The organism is Mesorhizobium sp. M0500 (assembly GCF_040321165.1).
GTDB lineage: Bacteria > Pseudomonadota > Alphaproteobacteria > Rhizobiales > Rhizobiaceae > Mesorhizobium.
The window spans coordinates 24,681-44,139 of sequence record NZ_JAMYRB010000007.1 but is presented as its reverse complement, the minus strand read 5'-3'; the positions used below and the strand labels follow the sequence as shown (position 1 = coordinate 44,139).

The window sequence follows — 19,459 nt, the reverse complement described above, 5'->3', positions numbered from 1 at the left end:
GGCTCTACTCGATCACGACGAGCGGCATACCATATTCGACCGGCTGCGCATCTTCAAACAGGATCGCCGTCACCGTGCCGGCGCGCGGCGAGGGGATCTGGTTCATCGTCTTCATTGCTTCGATGATCAGCAGCGTCTGGCCTTCCTTGACCTTCTGGCCGATTTCGATGAACGGCCTGGCGTCGGGCGACGGTGCCAGATAGGCGGTGCCGACCATCGGCGAGGCAACGGCGTTCTTCGACACGTCGGGCGTCGCCGGCGCGGCCGCTGCCGCAGGCTGCGCGGCTGCCGGGGCATAGGCCGGCTGAGCTGTGGCGACGGCATGGACGGCCGGGGCCTGCCGCGAGACGCGCACCTTCAGATCGCCCAGCTCGACCTCGATCTCGGTCAGGTTGGTGTCGTTCAGTATGCCCGCCAGATCGCGGATCAGCTGCTGGTCAACACCGTTCTTCTTTATCGACATTTTCGAGCCTTCTGTTTGTTGGCCGGTCATAGGCGTGCAGCCAGCGCCTGCAGCGCCAGCGTGTAGCCGAGCGGCCCGAACCCGCAGATCATGCCGACGGCGACCGGCGCGACCATGGAGACGTGGCGGAATGGTTCCCGCGCGTGGATGTTGGAGAGATGCACCTCAGCGACCGGCAGCGGCGCGACAGCGCGGATGGCATCGTGAATGGCGATCGAGGTATGGCCGTAGGCGCCCGGATTGATGACGATCGCGGCGGCCTTGTCGGCGGCCTCCTGGATCCAGTCGACGAGGTCGCCCTCATGGTTCGACTGGCGGAAATCGATCTCCAGCCCAAGTGCGGCACCTGCCTGCTTGCAGTCGTCGGCGATCGCGGCAAGCGTCTTGCCGCCATAGATGCCTGGCTCGCGCTTGCCGAGCGCGTTGAGATTGGGGCCGTTCAGGACGAAAACCGTTTTCAAAATATGCCGACCTTTCCCGGCGCGGCTAAGCCGGCGCGCCGGACCCTCTATAATGGGCATAGACGCTGGCGAAAAGAGCGCAAGTGCGTTCTTTCGCCGTCCACAACAGCCGGAAAACGGCCCGTGCCGGAAACCCGCAGCCTAATCGAAACCCGAATGCTGATCAGAGCGCGGCCTTCGCCGCCTCGATCTTTTCGGCCAGCACTTCCTGGCCAAGCGCGCCGAACACCACCTCGTTGCCGACGACATAGGACGGCGTTCCGGTGATGGCGAGCTTGGTGGCGAGGTCATAGGTCTTGGAGAAGGCCTCGGTGATGCTCGGGTCCTTCATCTTTTCGCGCAGCGCCGCCTCGTCGGCGCCGAGCGACAGCGCCACCTTGATTGCCGCCGCCTCGGTGGCGCGCCCCTGGCCGCCGAGCAGCGCATTGTGGAATTCGCCGTATTTCTCCGGCTTCATCAAATGGAAGGCCATCGAGACGACGCTCGCCTTCTGCGAATCCGGGCCGAGGATCGGGAACTCCTTGAGTACGAAGCGCAGGTCCGGATCGGCCTTGGTCAGCGCGCGCATGTCGTCGATGGCGCGTTTGCAGTAGCCGCAATTATAATCATAGAATTCGACGATGGTGACCTTGCCGTTCGGATTGCCGACAACACCGTCGAAGGAGGAATTGAAGATCTGGTCCTTGGCGTCTTTGATGACGCCGAGACTGGCGACGCGCTGTTCTTCCTTCTGCTTGGCCTCGAGTGCCTGCTGTGCCTCCAGAAGCACTTCCGGGTTCTTCAGGAGATAGTCGCGGACGATGCCTTCGACTTCGGTGCGGTCGAGCTTGGTACCCGAGGACGCCGTCTGGGCAAGCTGCGCCGTGCCGGCCTTCGCCGTCTGCGGATTGCCGGCGACGAAGCCGAATGCCAGCATGGCGAGAGCCGCTGCCACTCCGGTAGTGCCCAGCAGAATTGCCTTGGTCATGATCCTCGATCCTCTTGCCCGTGTTCCGGTCCGCTCGCTTTGGCTGTGTCGCAGCCTGCGTCCGAAAGGTTCACTTCTTCTTACCTGATGGTGCGTAGTTTATAATGTCCTGCGCGCGAAGCCAGCCCGGCTCGCCCCGCTTCATGCTCTGCTGCGCCCGCATGGCGAAGATTTTCGCATTCTTGTAGTCGCCGGAATAGAAATGCCCTTCGGCGGTTGCAAGCTCGGCGGCCGGGATGTTGCCGAGTTCCCCGTAAGCCTGTGCCAGATAGCGGTATCCGGCGGCGTTTTCGCGATCCCGTCCGAGGCCGGTGTTGATCTGCGCCACCGCCTTCTTCAGCGAATCCTGCGTGCCGATCGCCATCAGCGCCTGGCCGTAAGAGACCGGCAGCAGCCCCGATCGCGCCGGATCGAGGCTGACCGACTTGGCATAGGCGTCCGCCGCATCCTTCGGCCGGTTCGCCTTCATCAGGATGTCGCCGCGTAATTCCTGGAAATAGGGATTTTTCGGCTGTTCCTTGATCAACGCGTTGGTCTTGGTGAGCGCCGACGCCAGATTGCCGAAAAGATAGGTCATCTGCGCGTCGCCATAGCGTGAGGCGAGGCTGCCGGGGTTCTTGCGCATCAATCGCGACGCCGCCGCCTGGCCCTGCATGTAGGCGGCGATCTTGATGCGCATCATGTCGTGGCGCTGCTGCAGTGCCGGCGGGTCGACCTTGTCGACGTAAGGGCTCTGCTTCACCAGCACTTCGAGATTGGCGATACGCTCCTGCGGCATCGGATGGCTGATCCTGTAGGGATCGACTTGCGCGCCCGAGAGCGACAATGCGTTCTGGAAGCGGCCAAACGTCTTCAGCATGCCCATGCCGGACTGGCCGGTTGCATTGAGATAGGTGATCGCCGAACGGTCGGCGGTCATCTCTTCGGTGCGCTGATAAGCGAGGATACTGCGTTGCGCCATCTCGCCGCCGCCGGCCACCACGCCCATGCCGGCGCCGGCGAGACCGCGGCTGTTGCTGGTGGCGCCGGCCACCATGGCGCCGGCGCCAAGCAGCGTCGCCAGGATCGCCATCGTCTTGGCGCGCTCGAGCTGTTCTCGCAATTTCTGCTGGTGTCCGCCGGCGATATGGCCGGCCTCGTGGGCAATGACGCCAATGATCTCGTTGGGCGTTTCGGCCGTCATCAGCGCGCCGGTGTTGATGAACAGGCGGCGGCCGGCAACAAAGGCGTTGAAGCTCTGGTCGTTGACCAGCACGATGTTGATGGCGTCGCCCGACAAGCCCGCCGCCTTGAAGATCGGCCGCGCGTAATCGCGCACCAGCGCCTCGATCTCGGCATCGCGCACAACCGGCACATTCTGCGCAAAAGCATTGACCGAGCCGGCCATGGCGACCACCGCGGCAAGCGAAAGCGTCGCGAGGGCGCGCGCTGTCCTGGCGATCGTCGATTTGGGTCGGCTCAACATGGCAGGTCCACTGGTAGACGAGTGGGCGAAGGATGAAAAGTCGGCAGCCTAAACTTACCGAACTTGTGATCCCCACACCAATCGGGCATTTGTGCGGCGCGGCCAGCATGGCCGGCACGTGCGGACAAGTGTGGTGGATTGAAAAATGGTTGTTTCGCTTTCGCGCCGCGGCGCGGTCGAACCGTTCCATGCCATGGACATCCTGGCCGAGGCGAATCGGCTGAAAGCCAAGGGCCTGCCGGTCGTTTCCATGGCCGTCGGCCAGCCTTCCGATCCGGCGCCGGCCGGGGTTCGCGAAGCGGCGGCCAATGCCTTGAAAGCAGGCCGCATCGGCTATACCGACGCGCTGGGCCTCGCCGGCCTGCGCAAGGCGATCGCGGCGCATTATGGCGAGCACTACGGGCTTGACGTTTCGCCCGAGCGGATAGCCGTCACCACCGGATCGTCGGCTGCCTTCAACCTCGCTTTCCTGGCAATGTTCGATCCAGGCGACCGCGTCGCCATCGCTGCGCCCGGCTATCCTGCCTATCGCAACATCATGGCCGCGCTCGGCATCGACGTCGCCGAGATCGAGTTGGACGGCGCCGCCTATCTGCATGCCGAGCACCTGCAAGCCGCGCATCGCGAAAAACCGCTGAAGGGCGTGCTGTTCGCCAGCCCGGCCAACCCGACCGGCGCGGTCATTCCCGCCGGCGATCTCGAGGCGCTGGTCGAGACGGCGCAAGAGCTCGGCATCGCCGTCATCTCGGACGAAATCTACCACCGGCTGGCCTATGCGGCGCCCGACACGACGGCGCTTGCTTTCGGCGCGGATGTGACGGTGATCAATTCCTTCTCGAAATATTATTGCATGACCGGCTGGCGCATCGGCTGGATGGTGCTGCCGCAGGAACTGGTGCGGCCAGTCGAGCGCATCGCCCAGAGCCTCTACATCTCGCCGCCCGAACTGTCCCAGATTGCCGCGATCGAGGCATTCAAGGCGACGCCAGAGCTGGAAGCGGTGAAGGCGCGCTATGCCTGGAACCGCGAGCTCCTGATGCAACGCCTGCCGGAGCTCGGCTTTGCTTTGGCCGCGCCGATGGACGGCGCGTTCTACGCCTTCTGCGACGTCACCAGGCACACCAATGACAGCATGGCGTTTGCGCGCCGGATGCTTGCCGAGGCGCATGTGGCTGCGACGCCGGGCCGCGATTTCGACCCGCTGCAAGGCCATCGTACGATGCGCTTTTCCTATGCCGGCAGCCACGACGACATGGTCGAGGCGATGGCGCGTATCGAACGCTGGCTGAAGTAGCGGGTGCGACGATGCCGGAGTTTGATCAGGCGCCCCAACTCGAACATGCGTTGCGCGAGGTCGCTGCCGAAATGGCGGAGCGTACCGATCGCGGCGACGTCGCCAGCTATATTCCCCAGCTCGGCAAGATCGACCCGAAAAAATTCGGCATTGCCGCGGTGACCAATGACGGCCGCGTGCTGACCGCGGGCGATGCCGACGAGGCGTTTTCGATCCAGAGCATCTCAAAGGTGTTCACGCTGACGCTGGCGCTCGGCAATGTCGGCGACGCGCTGTGGCAGCGGGTTGGGCGCGAACCTTCGGGCAATCCGTTCAACTCGATCGTCCAGCTCGAGCACGAGAACGGCATTCCGCGCAATCCATTCATCAATGCCGGCGCCATCGTGGTCTCGGACATCCTGCTTGCCGGCCATCAGCCGCGCGAGGCGATCGGCGAGATCCTGCGCTTCATCCAGTTCCTGGCCGATGACGACACCATCATCATCGACCGCGAGGTCGCGGCGTCCGAACGCGCCACCGGCTTTCGCAATTTCGCACTTGCCAATTACATGAAATCGTTCGGTAATCTCAATCACGCGCCGGAGCTGGCGCTGGGCGTCTATTTCCACCATTGCGCTATCGCCATGAGCTGCCGGCAACTGGCCCTGGCCGGCCGCTTCCTTGCCAATGGCGGCAAGAACCCGGCGACCGGGCATTCCGTCGTCTCGGCAGAGCGCGCCCGCCGCATCGGCGCGATGATGCTGACCTGCGGCCACTATGACGGCTCCGGCGACTTCGCTTTCCGCGTCGGCATTCCCGGCAAGAGCGGCGTTGGCGGCGGCATATTGGGGATCGTGCCGGGCGTCACCTCGCTTGCCGTCTGGTCCCCTGGCCTCAATGCCAATGGCAATTCGAGGCTGGGGTCGATCGCGCTGGAAAAATTGGCGAAGACGATGAACTGGTCGATCTTCGCGCCATAAGCATTTTGCAGCCAAATGGAATCATTTGGCGTCCGCACAAATGCGGCAAAACAAACAGTTAGAGCGGAATGCCCCATTCAATTTGAATGCATTCCGCTCTGGTGCCTGTCGCCTGAATTGGGGCAAAAAAATCCCGCGCAGCCGATCGGCAGCGCGGGATTTTTTTAATCAGAAAGTCTGGCTAATGCACGGAAAGGCTTAGAAAAAGCCCTTCCGTTGCCACCAGCCGGCACGCTTCGGCTTGTCCTCGGCCTTTGCTTCCTCGGTCTTTGCCTCGTCGGGGACGATCGAGGAGACGACCGGCACGACCGGAGCATCCACCGGTACGGGCTTGCGCCGCGACGGCCGGACCTTCGGCGTTTCCTCGGCAGCCGCCGCTTCGGTCTCCTGCGAAGCCGGCGCAGCGGTCTCGCCGGAAGCCACGGAGGCGGCCTCGGCAGCCGATGTCTCGGCGCCCGCAATCTCGGCAACTGCTTCCGCCGCAACCTTCTTCGGCTTGGCGGCACGGCGCGGCTTCTTCGGCTTTTCGGCGCTCGGCATGTCGTCGTTCGCCGGAGCAAGCACCGCAAGCTCTTCGGCCGGCGGCGCACCTTCCGGCTCGCCGATTACGGGCTCTGCTTCCGACACGGCACCTTCCGTCATGGCGGTGGGCTCGCCGGGGGCAGCTTCCAAGCCGTCCTCGCCGTCCTCACGGCGATTGCGCTTGCCGCCGCGCTTGCCGCGCCGGCGCTTCTTGCCGTGACCGTCGTCCGCCGCTTCCGCCGTTTCGGCAACACCGGCCGGCGTTTCACGTTCCGCTTCGGCGCCTTGATCGCCGGCGGCTACGAAGGCATCGTCTATCGGCGCCGAAACGGAAGCACCTTCCACAGCAGCGCCATGCTCGCGATCGGCGTGTTCACGTTCCCCGTGTTCACGATCCCCGTGTTCACGATCCTTGCCGCCGCGCCGTCTGCGGCGCTTGCGGCGCTTGCGATCGCGGCCTTCGCCGTCCTCGCCGGACCTTGGCTGCTGCGGCTGCTGGGCAGGGCGTGGCTGCTCGGCCTGCACCGGTGCCTCGTCTTCCTCTTCGATGACGATCTCGTCCTCGGGTTCTTCCGGCTCGACATAGGCCGGGAACGTGCGCGCCTCGACAAAGCCTTCCGGCTTTTCGGCCAGCGCGCCGCGGAAGATGGCATAGTGTTGTGCACCGACCGCGTCATCGGCTTCGATGGTGATGGTCACGCCGAAGCGGTGCTCGAATTCCACCAGCGTGCCGCGCTTGTGATTGAGCACATAGAGCGCGGTCGCCGCCGGCGTCCGCACCGTGATGTGGCTGCGCGAATCCTTGAGCAGGAATTCCTCGATTGCCCGCACCACCATCAGCGCGACCGACGAATCGGAGCGCACATGGCCGGTGCCGCCGCAATGCGGGCAAGGCTTCATGGTCGATTCCAGCACGCTGGCACGGATGCGCTGGCGCGACATCTCCATCAGGCCGAAATGCGAGATGCGGCCGACCTGGATGCGGGCACGATCGTTCTTGAGGTGATCCTTCAGCCGCTTCTCGACGGAGCGGTTGTTGCGGTTCTCCTCCATATCGATGAAGTCGATGACGATGAGGCCGGCGAGATCGCGCAGCCTCAATTGCCGGGCGACTTCCTCGGCGGCTTCCAGATTGGTGTGAAGTGCGGTGTCCTCGATCGAGTGCTCCTTGGTGGAACGGCCCGAATTGACATCGATGGCGACCAGCGCTTCCGTCTGGTTGATGATGATGTAGCCGCCGCTCTTCAGCGTCACCTGCGGCTGCAGCATGCGGTCGAGCTGCGCTTCGATGCCGTTGCGCACAAAGATCGGCGTCGTGTCGCGGAACGGCTGAACCACCTTGGCGTGGCTCGGCATCAGCATGCGCATGAAGTCCTTGGCCTCGCGGTAGCCTTCTTCGCCGGAAACCAGGATCTCGTCGATATCCTTGTTGTAAAGGTCGCGCACCGAGCGCTTGATCAGGCTGCCTTCCTCGTAAACCAGGGCAGGGGCCGTGGATTGCAGCGTCAGATTGCGGACGTTTTCCCAAAGCCGCATCAAATATTCATAGTCGCGCTTGATCTCTGCCTTGGTGCGGCTTTCGCCTGCCGTACGCAGGATGACACCCATGCCTTGCGGCACTTCGAGATCGGCGACCACTTCCTTCAGCCGCTTGCGGTCCTGCGCATTGGTGATCTTGCGCGAAATACCGCCGCCGCGTGCCGTGTTCGGCATCAGCACCGAATAGCGGCCGGCCAGTGACAGGTAGGTGGTCAGCGCTGCACCCTTGTTGCCGCGCTCTTCCTTGACGACCTGTACCAGCAGGATCTGCCGGCGCTTGATCACTTCCTGGATCTTGTACTGGCGGCGCACCGGCTTGCGGCGGTTGCGCACTTCTTCCAGCGCGTCCTCGGCGCCGACCGATTCGACCTCGTGATCGTCCGGATGTGAGGATTGCACCTCTTCCAGCATGCCGCGGTCATTGTCTTCGGAGGTTGCTTCGCCGCTTGTCTCTGCCCCGCTTGTCTCGACTTGTGGAACGGCTTCGGAGATTACATCGGCATCGACGCTGGCAGCGATGGAACTCGATCCGCCTTCGGAAGGCTCGGTCTCGCCGCTATCGGCGACTTCATCGCTCTGCCCGGCGGCACCCTCGCTCTGTCCGGCAATGTCGGACATGGTGTTGTCGGCAACGGCATCCAGCTTTTCTGCGACGGCATCTTCGCCGTTCTCGCCATTCTCACCGTCGGCCGCGCCTGCCTCGCGCCTGTGCTCGCCGCGGTCGCGGCTCTTGCCGCCGCGCCGGCGTCCGCGCTTGCCACGGTCGCGGCTCTGGCGGTCCTCGCCTTCGGCGGCTTCCTCGTCCTCTTCGTCCTGGGCTTCCTGTGCTTCCGCACGCAGCAGCGCCTGACGGTCGGCGACCGGAATCTGGTAGTAGTCGGGATGTATTTCACTGAAGGCGAGGAAACCGTGACGGTTGCCGCCATATTCGACAAAGGCTGCCTGGAGGGAAGGTTCGACGCGCGTTACGCGGGCGAGATAGATATTTCCTTTGAGCTGCTTCTTGTCCTGGGATTCAAAGTCGAATTCTTCAATACGGTTACCGCGAACGACGACAACGCGTGTTTCCTCCGGGTGGGAGGCGTCTATCAGCATTTTGTTGGGCATTATTTCGTTTCCTCCCGGCAGCCGTCGGCCGCAGCTTGCAGGACACTGCCCGCTGCCGTGGACCTGGAACATGGGTGCCGGACAATTGAACGTCCGCCGGCCGCTGCCTGAGCGCCATGGCGGTGCCGCCCGCAGCCGTAGTGGCGCGGTTTGTTGCGGACCTTTCCATGATTGCGCTTGAAGCCATCGTCACCAGCAGAACCTTTTGAACCAAAGCCCGGAAAAAACCGGACCAGCTTGTTTGCTCATACAGAGCCGGCACGGGACAATCCCGGCCGTTTTGCTCACGCAGGCGATTCCCCCGCCACGGGAGCACGCCTGCGAAAATCGTCGCGATCACCGATGCCTTCTTCGCCTGAAGCGAAAGGAGCCGTCTTGCGTCTGACCTGTAGCAGGAAGCTGCGGAGGAGGACGGTTCCAGGATTGCAGTGATCCACCATCGCTTTTATGATTTGGCGGGTTGGAAGGCAACCCCGATTCCCGATGCCGGCAAAAAGCCGTTCCGCAGCGGAAGCCCCGGTTCCAAGCCTTCCATGAAAAGGCTTGGTTAACCTTCTCTGGATACCAATCGTTAATCGAGTTCGCGGCCTGCCAGCACTTTGACAAGCAATAGGGCACTTCGACAAGCGATCGGGCATGACGCCAACGGGAGCGATTGGTAGAAAGATGGGACTGGCAGGCTTCGCAGACAAGGGCCGTCATCATGGAGGCTGGTTCTTCCGCACCGCCTGCCTGCTGCCGCTGATCCTGGCTTGCCTGGTCTTTTCGCCGCTTTCGCGTGCTGCCGACGCACCGCTCGGTGCCATAAGCTACAAGATGGCCGGCGATGCCACCAAGATGCGTATCGTCATCAATTTCGACCGCGAGCCCGACATCAAATGGTTCCTGCTGCGCGGCCCCAATCGCCTGGTCATCGATCTCCCGGCCACGAGATTCGCCCTCAATGCCAAGGATATGAAGCCGCGCGGGCTTGTCCGCGCCGTGCGTTACGGCGGACTCGGCGAGGGGAAATCGCGGCTGATTCTCACCGGCAAGGGACCGTTCGCCGTCGACAATCTCGACGTGCTCAAGAACGATGACGGCAACGGCTACCGCATCGCCATCGACATGTCGGCGGCCTCGCAGCGGGAATTCGACGCAGCGCTCGCCAATCAGGCGCTGACCACCGGTTCGACGGTCTCCGCCGACAAGGCCGGCAGGGTCGGTACCGGGCCGGTCTCCAATCCGGGCCATCGTTTCACCGTCGTCATCGATCCCGGCCATGGCGGCATCGACGGCGGCGCCGAGGGCCTGAACGGGACGGTCGAGAAGAACGTGACGCTCGCCTTCGCCATGGAACTGCGCGACAAGCTCGCCGCCGGCGGCAAATACGACGTGTTCCTGACACGTGAGACCGACGTGTTCCTGCGGCTCGACGACCGCGTGCGCATTGCCCGCCAGCATGAGGCCGACCTGCTCATCTCGATCCATGCCGACACGATCAGCCTCAAGGGCATTCGCGGCGCAACGGTCTACACCGTGTCCGACAAGGCTTCCGATCCCGAGGCGCAGGCGCTTGCCGACCGTGAAAATCTTTCCGACCAGTTCGCCGGCATGGAGATCAAGGACGACAGCAAGGAAGTGACCGATATCCTGATCGACCTGATCCGCCGCGAGACGCATAATTTTTCGATGAGCTTCGCCCATACTCTCGTCGGACAGCTTTCCACCAGCGTCGGTCTGATCAACAACCCGCAGCGTTCTGCCGGCTTCAAGGTGCTGAAAGCGCCGGACGTTCCATCCGTGCTGGTCGAACTCGGCTATCTGTCGAACGCCAAGGACGAAGCGCAATTGCTCAGCGCCGATTGGCGCAACAAGGCGACCCAGAGCATAACCAACGCCGTTGCCCTATTTGCTTCGGCCAAGAGCGGAACGGGGGCCGGAGGCTGAAATGTCCGCCGGCGCCCACAACCTGAAGCAGCGTTGCACGGCGACAACACCCTGTGCTTTTATTTCCGGCATTCGAAACCGAAATTCCACGCTGCCGTATTTTGCCCACATGGTCGCGACATGGGTTTTGCGATTACGGTTTGGGATCGTCCCGAAAGCTTGCGCGAAGGGCGGCTTCGTTTAGGAAATTCCCGAACCAAGGACTGGAGCGGGTATGATTCGTCTCATTGGCTATTTCTTCGGCATCGGCACGACGCTGGCCCTTTTGGTCGCGGCGGGCGTGGCGATCTATATCGGCCATTTGTCGAAGGACCTGCCCGATTACGAGGTGCTGGCCAAATACGAGCCGCCGGTGACGACCCGCATCCACGCGTCGGATGGCGCGCTGATGGCCGAATATGCGCGTGAGCGGCGGCTTTATCTGCCGATTCAGGCGATCCCGGATCGTGTCAAGGCGGCCTTCCTGTCGGCCGAGGACAAGAACTTTTACAATCACCCCGGCATTGACGTGACCGGCCTTGGCCGGGCCATTGTCGTCAACCTGCAGAATGTTGGCTCGGGAAAGCGCCAGGTCGGCGCCTCGACCATCACCCAGCAGGTGGCGAAGAACTTCCTGTTGTCTTCAGACCAGACCTACGAGCGCAAGATCAAGGAGATGATCCTCGCCTTCCGCATCGAGCAGGCCTACTCGAAGGATCGCATTCTCGAGCTCTATCTCAACGAGATTTTCTTCGGCTTCGGCGCCTATGGCGTCGCCGGTGCTGCGCTAACCTATTTCGACAAATCGGTGAACGAGCTCACCGTGGCCGAAGCCGCCTATCTCGCCTCTCTGCCGAAGGGGCCGAACAACTACCATCCCTTCAAGCATGCCGATCGCGCCTTGGAGCGCCGCAACTGGGTGATCGACCAGATGGTCGAGAACGGTTACGTCACGCATGAGGAAGGCGAGAAGGCCAAGGCCGAGCCGCTCGGCGTCACGCCGCGCCGCACCGGCAACTATCTCTTCGCCGGGGAGTATTTCACCGAGGAAGTGCGTCGCCAGATCATCGCGCGCTATGGCGAGAATGCGCTCTACGAGGGCGGCCTTTCCGTCCGCACGACGCTCGATCCGAAGATGCAGCTGATTGCCCGCAAGGCCATGCAGAACGGACTTATGAAGTTCGACACGCTGCGCGGCTACCGCGGGCCGGTCACGAGCATCGACGTTTCCGGCGACTGGGGCGTGCCGCTGGGCAACGTCAAGCGGTTGGAGGACGTGCCGGAATGGTCGCTCGCCGTCGTGCTCGACAGCTCGGCCACCGGCCTGTCCATCGGCCTGCAGCCGACGCGCCAGATCTCCGGCGAAATCGTCAAGGACCGCGTCGAAGGCACTGTCAGCAAGGAAGACATGAGCTTCGCCATGCGCCACGTGGTCGACGGCAGGACCGTCAAGGCGAAGTCGCCCGCCGACGTGTTGAAGCCGGGCGACGTGATTTTCGTGCAGAAGAACGACGGCTCGGACAACAGCTACAGCTTGCGCCAGGTTCCCGAAGTGGAAGGCGGCCTGATCGCCATGGACCCGCATACCGGACGCGTCCTGGCCATGGTCGGCGGTTTCTCCTACGCGCAATCGGAGTTCAACCGGGCGACGCAGGCCATGCGCCAGCCGGGATCGTCGTTCAAGCCGATCGTCTATTCGGCCGCCCTCGACAATGGCTATACCCCCGCCTCCGTGATCATGGACGGGCCGATCACCATCCAGAGCGGCAACACGACCTGGACGCCCAAGAACTACGACGGAACGGTGGCCGGCCCGGCGACGTTGCGCTCCGGCATCGAGAAATCGCGCAATCTGATGACGGTGCGGCTTGCCAACGACATGGGCATGAAGCTGGTCGTGGAATATGCCGAGCGTTTCGGCGTCTACGACCACCTGGCGCCGTATCTGCCGATGGCGCTGGGATCCGGCGAGACGACGGTGATGCGCATGGTGTCGGCCTATTCGATCATGGCCAATGGCGGCAAGTCGATCAAGCCGTCGCTGATCGACCGCATCCAGGATCGCTACGGCAAGACCGTCTTTAGGCAGGACGAACGCGGCTGCTCGAACTGCAATGCCGCCGAGTGGCAGGACCAGCCAGAGCCGGAGCTGGTCGACAACTCCGAGCAGGTGCTCGATCCGATGACCGCCTACCAGATCACATCGATGATGGAGGGCGTCGTGCAACGCGGTACCGGCGCCACCATCAACGAGCTTGGCCGTCACATCGCCGGCAAGACCGGAACGACCAACGACGAAAAGGATGCCTGGTTCATCGGCTATACGCCGAACCTCGTTGTCGGCCTCTATATGGGCTACGATCAGCCGAAAGGTCTTGGCAAGGGCGCGACCGGCGGCGGCCTTGCCGCGCCGATCTTCAAGGATTTCATGCGCGTGGCGCTGGATGGCACGCCCAATGTCGACTTCAAGGTTCCGGAAGGCATGAAGCTGATTGCGATCAATCGCAAGACCGGCATGCGAGCCAACGCGGGCGACGCCGGAACCATCACCGAAGCCTTCAAGCCGGGTACCGGTCCCGCCGACAGCTATTGGGTGATCGGCATGGGTGCGGACGGCTCCAACGCCACCGGCGGGGCGCTGTCGCCGCAGGCCAACCAGGCCATCCAGTCGGGCGGCGGCGGGCTCTACTGACAATCGCTACATCGGGTCGGGCCGACTTGACGATGATGGTCGAGCCGGCCCATTCCGCTTTACAGGGGCCGGTGCCGTCCCTATGTATCGCGCCATCAAGCCGCCATTTAGCAACAGGACAGAACAGCCAGCCATGCGCGCGGAAACGCAAAATATTGTCGACGAGATCAGGCAGGCGATAACCCTGCTGAGGAGGCATCTTTGACTGGGATCAAGCCATAAAGCGGCTTGAGTACCTGAATGTCCGTGCCGAGGATTCGAGCCTCTGGAACGAGCCGCTGGAAGCGCAAAAGCTGATGCGCGAGCGTCAGGGCCTCGAGGAAGGTATTGCTGCGGTCAAAGGCCTCACCCAGGCCCTGGAAGACAATATCGGCCTGATCGAGCTTGGCGAGGAAGAGGGCGACGAGGGCGTAATCGCGGAGGCCGAAGCGGCGATCCGCTCGATGCGCGGCGAGGCCAAGGCGCGCCAGATCGAAACGCTGCTGTCGGGCGAGGCTGACGCCAACGATAGCTATCTGGAAGTCCATGCTGGCGCCGGCGGCACCGAAAGCCAGGACTGGGCCTCGATGCTTCTGCGCATGTATACGCGCTGGGCCGAGCGCCGCCGCTTCAAGGTCGAAGTGCTGGAAGTACATGACGGTGAAGAAGCCGGCATCAAGTCCGCCACGCTGCTGATCAAGGGCCACAACGCCTACGGCTGGCTGAAGACGGAATCCGGCGTGCATCGTCTCGTGCGGATTTCGCCCTATGACAGCAATGCGCGCCGCCACACCTCCTTCGCCAGCGTCTGGGTCTATCCCGTCATCGACGATACGATCGACATCGACGTTTCCGAATCCGACGTCCGTATCGACACGTATCGGTCGTCGGGATCGGGCGGCCAGCACGTCAACACCACCGATTCGGCCGTGCGCATAACCCATCTCGCCACCGGCATCGCGGTTGCCTGCCAGGCCGAGCGCTCCCAGCACAAGAACAAGGCCAAGGCCTGGGAAATGCTGCGCTCGCGGCTTTACGAGGAAGAGCTGAAGAAGCGCGAAGCGGTGGCGGACGCCACGGAAGCGTCGAAGAGCGATATCGGCTGGGGCCACCAGATACGGTCCTACGTGCTGCAGCCCTATCAGTTGGTGAAAGATCTGCGCACCGGTGTCGAGAGCACCAGCCCGTCGAGCGTGCTCGACGGCGACCTCGATGATTTCATGGAAGCCTCGCTGTCGCAGCGGATCGAGGGTGGCGCCGGCGAAACGGTGGCCGATATCGACTGAGGCCGCCGGGCACCAATCCGGCAGGAATGTGGGTTCATCACGCGAGAGTTACGGCCATCGTGCGAGAGTGACGAGCTCTCAATTTGCACCTACCTGTCGTTCTACAACTTTGTTTTTCGTAGAGTTTTTCAAAATCGATTTCCGCTTTTGACGCGGATGCCTCGGGCCTGCCGGTGCCAAGCCTGGAACCAGCGCGAGCCAAATCCCGTTATTGGCGATCCCTCTGCCGGGGGTCGACGAGGTTCGTCAACCAGGGCGGCAGGTTGGTTCCGGCTGCAGAGGTCGGCGTTCGATTGCGACAGCAATTCCTTGCGCCAACCAAGGAATCAGCCCAGCATTCATGCGCTGGGGAGGAAAAAAGCATTTATGGCCGGACGCGGCGTATCTGCGACCTGACGATCCGGCCACTGGGAAGACACGTTCCGGGAACGGGCAAGCGAAATGCTTGACAACCGTTGATAGGAACTGCGCTCATGCCTGCTCTCACAACCAGACCGGCCCCAGTCGCCCGCACGGCGCGCCGACTCCTGAATTCACTTGTCGCGGCAGTGGTTTTGATTGCTGCCGCCATTCCATTTGCGGCGCCTGCTCTGGCGCATGATGCCAAGCCGACCGCGGCAATGCCGCAAGGCTGGAGCTATCCGTTCTCCTGCTGCTCGGGCTATGATTGCCGCGAGGTCTCTCAGACATCGATCAGCGAACGTCCCGAGGGCTATGTCATCAAAGGAACCGGGGAAGTCGTGGCCTATAGCGACAAGCGGATCAAGAATTCGCCCGACGGCGAATATCATTGGTGCTCCGTTGCCGGTGCCAATGACGGAAAGACCATCTGCCTGTTCGTGCCCCCATCGTCCTACTAGCGCATGACGCCCAAAAGCTTGCCCACGGGCTGACCCGAGCGTGTGCAGCGGTTTTGGATCGATGGGCCTTCGATCTGTGCATCGCAGGCTCACAGGTCTGCTGACCGGCAGTTGTCAGGAGCGTTTCTTTATGCTGCCTTTGCCGTACGGGGCGGCGGCATTGTGAGGGACCAATTCATGACCATCAAGGCAAGCTGCCACTGCAAGGCGACGACGTTCGAGGTTTCGCAAGCGCCGCAGACAGTGACGCGATGCACCTGTTCCTTCTGTTCGAAACGCGGTTCGTTGTGGGCCTATTACACCCCATCGCAATTCAGACTCACCAGCCCGCCCGAGAATGTTTCGTTCTACCAGTGGGGATCGAAAACCATAAAACACGGTTTTTGCGCCACCTGCGGCTGCGGCACCTTCACCGAGACGCCGGACTGGTCGACAGGCGAGCCGAATTTCGACAATCCGAAGATCAGCGTGAACTCGCGGCTGTTCGACGATTTCGATCTCGACAAGGTCGAAGTGGTGGTCATCGACGGCAAGAATCTCTGGTAGCCGATCGAATTGGGGTGGTCGCGCGAGCCGCTGCAGGCGTGTGGAATTGAGCCGGGGAAAGCCGCGGCAACGGCTTTTGCTGGTCCGTTTTTCGCCGCATTTCATGGTACAAGTCGCTGGAAGGGCTGATGCGGTGCGCCGTTGCGCGACCGTGGAATGGAGAGGGACCACCATATGAAAAAGATTGTGCTCGCCGTCGTGGCGACGGCTGTGCTCGTGAGCGCATGCACCACCGATCCCTACACCGGGGAACAGAAGGTTTCCAACACCGCTGCCGGCGCCGGTCTCGGTGCTTTGGCGGGTGCCGGGCTCGGCATGCTTGCCGGCGGTAACGACCGCCGCAACGCGCTGATCGGCGCGGGCATCGGCGCGCTTGCCGGCGGTGCCATCGGTGCCACCATGGACCAGAACGAGGCCGAACTGCGCCGACAGCTTCAGGGCACCGGCGTCAGCGTCACCCGCACCGGCGACCAGATCATCCTCAATATGCCGTCCGACATCACCTTCAACGTCGACCAGGACGCGGTGAAGGCCGGTTTCTATCCGGTGCTGAATTCGGTTGCCCTTGTGCTGAAAAAGTTCCGGCAGACCACCGTCGACGTGTTCGGCCACACCGACTCGACCGGCGGCGACGAGCACAATTTCGACCTGTCGCAGCGCCGTGCTTTGGCGGTCGCCAACTATCTGTCCGGACAGGGCGTCGATTCCCGCCGCTTCGCCGTCACCGGCTTCGGCAAGACGCGTCCGATCGCCTCCAATGCGACGGCTGCCGGCCGGGCTCAGAACCGCCGCGTCGAGATCCAGCTGTCGCCGCTCACCTGAGGCAAGCACATGAACCGAGAGCGGCCCCGCAAGGGGCCGCTCTAATGGTTATGCCGGACCACCGGCCGCCGGCGCCCTTCGTTCGCGATATCAGGACCGGGCCGGCTGTTCGACAATTGCGGCAACGATCCGGCGCACGATCGGAAGCACAATCAGCAGGCTGGGAAACGCAACAAGCCATGAAGCGCCCCACGCATAGCTCCAGGCCGCTATAAACCCGTTAGTCCAGCCTGCGCCGATTGCCGTCGAAACCGCCGAGACAATCGAGGACATCAGAATCGAAAGAACCAACGGCATCACCACCGCGCCGTAGGAGGGCGGCAGCTTTCTCAACTTGAAGGCTCGGTCCGGTGATGCTTGCATCGAAATCTCCTAATAAAAAAATATGCGTAGGCGCTATTGTGAGGACGATCAGGCGGCATATGCCGTCTGCAGCGCCAATTCCCGAATGAAGCTTCGCAGCGAACGCGGCTCGCGGCCAAGCACGGCACGCAACGTCAGGCTGTTCCCGCCGAGGCCGTATTTGGCGTAGTGGCTGTGTACTTTGGCCAGCATCTGCAACTGCCGGTCCGTATAGGGAAGGCGGGCCTTCGCCGCCCAGTCCTGAAATGTCGGCTCGCCCGCCGAAACCGGCCGGCCAAGCGCTTCGCTCATCATGGCGACGACCTCTTCGCGGCTGTGCATACCGTCGGCGCACAGCTCGAGGGTCGCATAGGACAAACGCGTTTCGGTCAGTGCGATTGCCGCAACTTCAGCCACATCGCGATAGTCGACGCGGGCGAGCTTCGCCGTCCTTGGAAACGGCTCGGCGAAAACGCCGTGCTCGACGACGGACGGCCAGGCCGCCGCGATATTTTGCATGAAATTGGCCGGGTGCAGAATGGTGTACTCCATGTTCGTCGAATAGAGGGCAGCTTCAACGGGTACCTTGCTTGCATGGTTTTCCAGCCTCGTATTGGTCGGCTGGATCACCGACGAAAAGACGAACTTTCGAACGCCTGCTCGCGCCGCCGCCTCAACCATGGCAACCCCCATGGCGGCTTCGTCGGGAGCAAAGGCCGGTCCGATGTGAAAGACACCGTCGACACCTTCCACGGCCTGCTCAAGGCTCCGATGGTCGCGCAGATCTCCGATCGCGATCTCGGATGCACCGGCTTTCTGGGCTTTTTCGGCACTCGCGGCGTCACGAACAAGCGCCCGAATCCTGGCATTGCGGCGGACGAGTTCAGGCACCACCAAACCGGCAACGCGGCCTGCGGCGCCTACGATCAGGACCGTTGGACTGGGTGTTCGCATGACGATCTCCTTCCCTCAAGTCTGCCTTTCGGCCTATGCAGGGAAGATAAAATCTAGCGAACTGCGTTACAATTGATCGATTTTGCGATAGTTTCTCCCGATTTTCGGGAGAAAGGAGCGATGAGCCGGATAGATGATTTCGAAGCCTTCATTGCCATTGTCGAGCACGGCAGCCTGACGGCTGCCGCACGCCGGCTGAACCGCTCACTGCAGTCGGTCAGTCGGTCCTTGGCGACATTGGAGGAATCCATCGGGGTCGAGCTTCTGCACAGGACGACACGCCGCTCGACGCCGAGCGAAGCCGGAGCGGCTTTTTTCCAGCGCATCAAACCCGCCGTCGAGGAAATTAACGAAGCCAGGCTTCAGGCGGCCAACCGACGGTCGGAGCCGTCGGGCATCCTGCGTGTGAGTGCCCCGGTTCTGTTCGGCCCGGATTTCCTGATGCCGGTCATCGCCGACTGTATGCGGACATATCCCCGCGTCGAGGTTGACCTCCAGCTTTCCGATGAATTTGTCGATCTTGATGCCGAGGGTCTCGATTTGGCGGTCCGGATCGGCAATTTGCCGGATTCCAATTTACGTGCGAAGCGGCTGGGGGCGTTGCGGCGCGTCGTGTTCGGCGCACCTGCCTACTTCCAGCAACGCGGCCGACCGGCCCATCCGCTTGAATTGCGTGAGCACGATTGCATCGTACGAACTGTCGACGGCCGCCCGGGCGAATGGATGTTTCAGATTGAAGGCAAGCCCCGGTCGGTGAAGGTCGCGGGCACTTTCCGGTCGAATTTGATGATATCCATCTATGCAGCCGCGGTTCACGGATTGGGTCTGGGCTACTCGCCGCTTTGGCAGATAAAACACCTGGTGGACGACGGCCGCCTGGAACTGGTTCTGACCGAATTCGAGCCTGTGCCGGTGCCGATACACGCCGTGTGGCCGGAAGGCAGATCATCCTCCGCCAAAGTTCGCGCTTTTCTGGACCTGCTGGCATCCCGCCTGGAGCTCAAGAACCTTTAGGGCGCAAAACTAATCTGAGCGCCGATCTTACCTCATCGACATCAAGTTCGTGATCAGAACTGCCTTGGCGGCGTTGACCACGGGTTGATGGACCTCCGAATGACCGATGTCATTCAGCTGATCGGTCGTCAAATTTGCCAATGCCCTGCGTCTTGCGACGGTCCGCCGCCACCCCGTGAAGGCAGTGATCATCATTGCTGCGCTTTTCAGGCCAGACCCAAGCCAGCGGCGTTTGGACGCGCTGCTGCCGGCGCGAGTTCCCGTGTGAGCCATTTCTTA

General features: G+C 62.4%; 16 protein-coding genes. 9 read left to right on the top strand and 7 right to left on the bottom strand.

Features of this window, described 5'->3' with window-relative positions:
• Positions 1 to 4: 4 nt before the first annotated feature.
• The 4 genes from accB to NKI70_RS15130 form a co-directional block, all read right to left on the bottom strand.
• On the bottom strand, positions 5 to 463 hold the full coding sequence (gene accB / locus NKI70_RS15145) for an acetyl-CoA carboxylase biotin carboxyl carrier protein (protein WP_023674823.1): 459 nt from the start codon (positions 461 to 463) through the stop codon (positions 5 to 7).
• Between the two features lie 26 nt (positions 464 to 489).
• Positions 490 to 924, bottom strand: a complete 435-nt coding sequence (gene aroQ, locus NKI70_RS15140; protein ID WP_031211260.1) for a type II 3-dehydroquinate dehydratase — start codon at positions 922 to 924, stop codon at positions 490 to 492.
• A gap of 163 nt (positions 925 to 1,087) precedes the next feature.
• Positions 1,088 to 1,891 (bottom strand): DsbA family protein, encoded by an 804-nt coding sequence (locus tag NKI70_RS15135; RefSeq protein ID WP_023674825.1) that lies wholly within the window; start codon positions 1,889 to 1,891, stop codon positions 1,088 to 1,090.
• Between the two features lie 70 nt (positions 1,892 to 1,961).
• Complete coding sequence (locus NKI70_RS15130; protein ID WP_352472763.1) at positions 1,962 to 3,356, bottom strand: M48 family metalloprotease; 1,395 nt, start codon at positions 3,354 to 3,356, stop codon at positions 1,962 to 1,964.
• Positions 3,357 to 3,501: 145 nt separating this feature from the next.
• On the opposite strand from NKI70_RS15130, the gene NKI70_RS15125 reads away from it, so the two are divergent.
• Both NKI70_RS15125 and NKI70_RS15120 read left to right on the top strand, forming a co-directional pair.
• Complete coding sequence (locus NKI70_RS15125) at positions 3,502 to 4,650, top strand: pyridoxal phosphate-dependent aminotransferase (RefSeq protein WP_352699919.1); 1,149 nt, start codon at positions 3,502 to 3,504, stop codon at positions 4,648 to 4,650.
• Between the two features lie 11 nt (positions 4,651 to 4,661).
• Positions 4,662 to 5,609, top strand: coding sequence for a glutaminase (locus NKI70_RS15120; protein ID WP_352593829.1), 948 nt, complete (start codon positions 4,662 to 4,664; stop codon positions 5,607 to 5,609).
• Positions 5,610 to 5,807: 198 nt separating this feature from the next.
• On the opposite strand, the gene NKI70_RS15115 is transcribed toward NKI70_RS15120, so the two are convergent.
• Positions 5,808 to 8,777, bottom strand: a complete 2,970-nt coding sequence (locus NKI70_RS15115; RefSeq protein WP_352699917.1) for an Rne/Rng family ribonuclease — start codon at positions 8,775 to 8,777, stop codon at positions 5,808 to 5,810.
• A gap of 666 nt (positions 8,778 to 9,443) precedes the next feature.
• Here NKI70_RS15115 and NKI70_RS15110 point away from each other — a divergent pair.
• From NKI70_RS15110 to NKI70_RS15085, 6 genes are all read left to right on the top strand, one after another.
• Entirely contained in the window at positions 9,444 to 10,706 is a 1,263-nt protein-coding gene (locus NKI70_RS15110) for an N-acetylmuramoyl-L-alanine amidase (protein ID WP_352593831.1), read from the top strand.
• 214 nt (positions 10,707 to 10,920) lie between these two features.
• A complete protein-coding gene (locus tag NKI70_RS15105) occupies positions 10,921 to 13,377 on the top strand; it encodes a penicillin-binding protein 1A (protein ID WP_023679927.1) in 2,457 nt (818 codons plus the stop codon).
• Positions 13,378 to 13,510: 133 nt separating this feature from the next.
• A protein-coding gene (gene prfB, locus NKI70_RS15100) for a peptide chain release factor 2 (protein WP_156937454.1) occupies positions 13,511 to 14,642 on the top strand; the annotation gives its coding sequence in 2 pieces (ribosomal slippage) (positions 13,511 to 13,576 and positions 13,578 to 14,642; 1,131 coding nt in all).
• Between the two features lie 473 nt (positions 14,643 to 15,115).
• Positions 15,116 to 15,502 carry a hypothetical protein gene (locus NKI70_RS15095; RefSeq protein ID WP_031212810.1) on the top strand — a complete coding sequence of 129 codons (387 nt, stop codon included), beginning with the start codon at positions 15,116 to 15,118 and terminating at the stop codon, positions 15,500 to 15,502.
• Positions 15,503 to 15,679: 177 nt separating this feature from the next.
• Complete coding sequence (locus NKI70_RS15090) at positions 15,680 to 16,048, top strand: GFA family protein (RefSeq protein ID WP_023679923.1); 369 nt, start codon at positions 15,680 to 15,682, stop codon at positions 16,046 to 16,048.
• A gap of 174 nt (positions 16,049 to 16,222) precedes the next feature.
• Positions 16,223 to 16,870 carry a YiaD family glycine zipper/OmpA-like lipoprotein gene (locus tag NKI70_RS15085; RefSeq protein WP_023679922.1) on the top strand — a complete coding sequence of 216 codons (648 nt, stop codon included), beginning with the start codon at positions 16,223 to 16,225 and terminating at the stop codon, positions 16,868 to 16,870.
• A 90-nt stretch (positions 16,871 to 16,960) separates the two neighbouring features.
• Here NKI70_RS15085 and NKI70_RS15080 read toward each other — a convergent pair whose 3' ends face one another.
• On the bottom strand, positions 16,961 to 17,233 hold the full coding sequence (locus NKI70_RS15080) for a DUF2798 domain-containing protein (protein WP_352699915.1): 273 nt from the start codon (positions 17,231 to 17,233) through the stop codon (positions 16,961 to 16,963).
• Between the two features lie 48 nt (positions 17,234 to 17,281).
• Positions 17,282 to 18,166: an NmrA/HSCARG family protein gene (locus NKI70_RS15075; protein ID WP_352570915.1), complete on the bottom strand. Its 885-nt coding sequence runs from the start codon at positions 18,164 to 18,166 to the stop codon at positions 17,282 to 17,284.
• A 72-nt stretch (positions 18,167 to 18,238) separates the two neighbouring features.
• Between NKI70_RS15075 and NKI70_RS15070 the strand changes: the two genes are divergently transcribed.
• Positions 18,239 to 19,180 (top strand): LysR family transcriptional regulator, encoded by a 942-nt coding sequence (locus NKI70_RS15070; protein ID WP_352570916.1) that lies wholly within the window; start codon positions 18,239 to 18,241, stop codon positions 19,178 to 19,180.
• Positions 19,181 to 19,459: the final 279 nt, after the last annotated feature.

Coding starts and splice junctions, on each gene's coding strand:
- NKI70_RS15135 (WP_023674825.1), bottom strand. CDS start 1,891: ATGACCAAGGCAATTCTGCTGGGCACTACCGGAGTGGCAGCGGCTCTC.
- NKI70_RS15075 (WP_352570915.1), bottom strand. CDS start 18,166: ATGCGAACACCCAGTCCAACGGTCCTGATCGTAGGCGCCGCAGGCCGC.
- NKI70_RS15125 (WP_352699919.1), top strand. CDS start 3,502: ATGGTTGTTTCGCTTTCGCGCCGCGGCGCGGTCGAACCGTTCCATGCC.
- NKI70_RS15095 (WP_031212810.1), top strand. CDS start 15,116: ATGCCTGCTCTCACAACCAGACCGGCCCCAGTCGCCCGCACGGCGCGC.
- NKI70_RS15110 (WP_352593831.1), top strand. CDS start 9,444: ATGGGACTGGCAGGCTTCGCAGACAAGGGCCGTCATCATGGAGGCTGG.
- NKI70_RS15085 (WP_023679922.1), top strand. CDS start 16,223: ATGAAAAAGATTGTGCTCGCCGTCGTGGCGACGGCTGTGCTCGTGAGC.
- NKI70_RS15115 (WP_352699917.1), bottom strand. CDS start 8,777: ATGCCCAACAAAATGCTGATAGACGCCTCCCACCCGGAGGAAACACGC.
- NKI70_RS15105 (WP_023679927.1), top strand. CDS start 10,921: ATGATTCGTCTCATTGGCTATTTCTTCGGCATCGGCACGACGCTGGCC.
- NKI70_RS15090 (WP_023679923.1), top strand. CDS start 15,680: ATGACCATCAAGGCAAGCTGCCACTGCAAGGCGACGACGTTCGAGGTT.
- NKI70_RS15120 (WP_352593829.1), top strand. CDS start 4,662: ATGCCGGAGTTTGATCAGGCGCCCCAACTCGAACATGCGTTGCGCGAG.
- accB (WP_023674823.1), bottom strand. CDS start 463: ATGTCGATAAAGAAGAACGGTGTTGACCAGCAGCTGATCCGCGATCTG.
- NKI70_RS15080 (WP_352699915.1), bottom strand. CDS start 17,233: ATGCAAGCATCACCGGACCGAGCCTTCAAGTTGAGAAAGCTGCCGCCC.
- NKI70_RS15130 (WP_352472763.1), bottom strand. CDS start 3,356: ATGTTGAGCCGACCCAAATCGACGATCGCCAGGACAGCGCGCGCCCTC.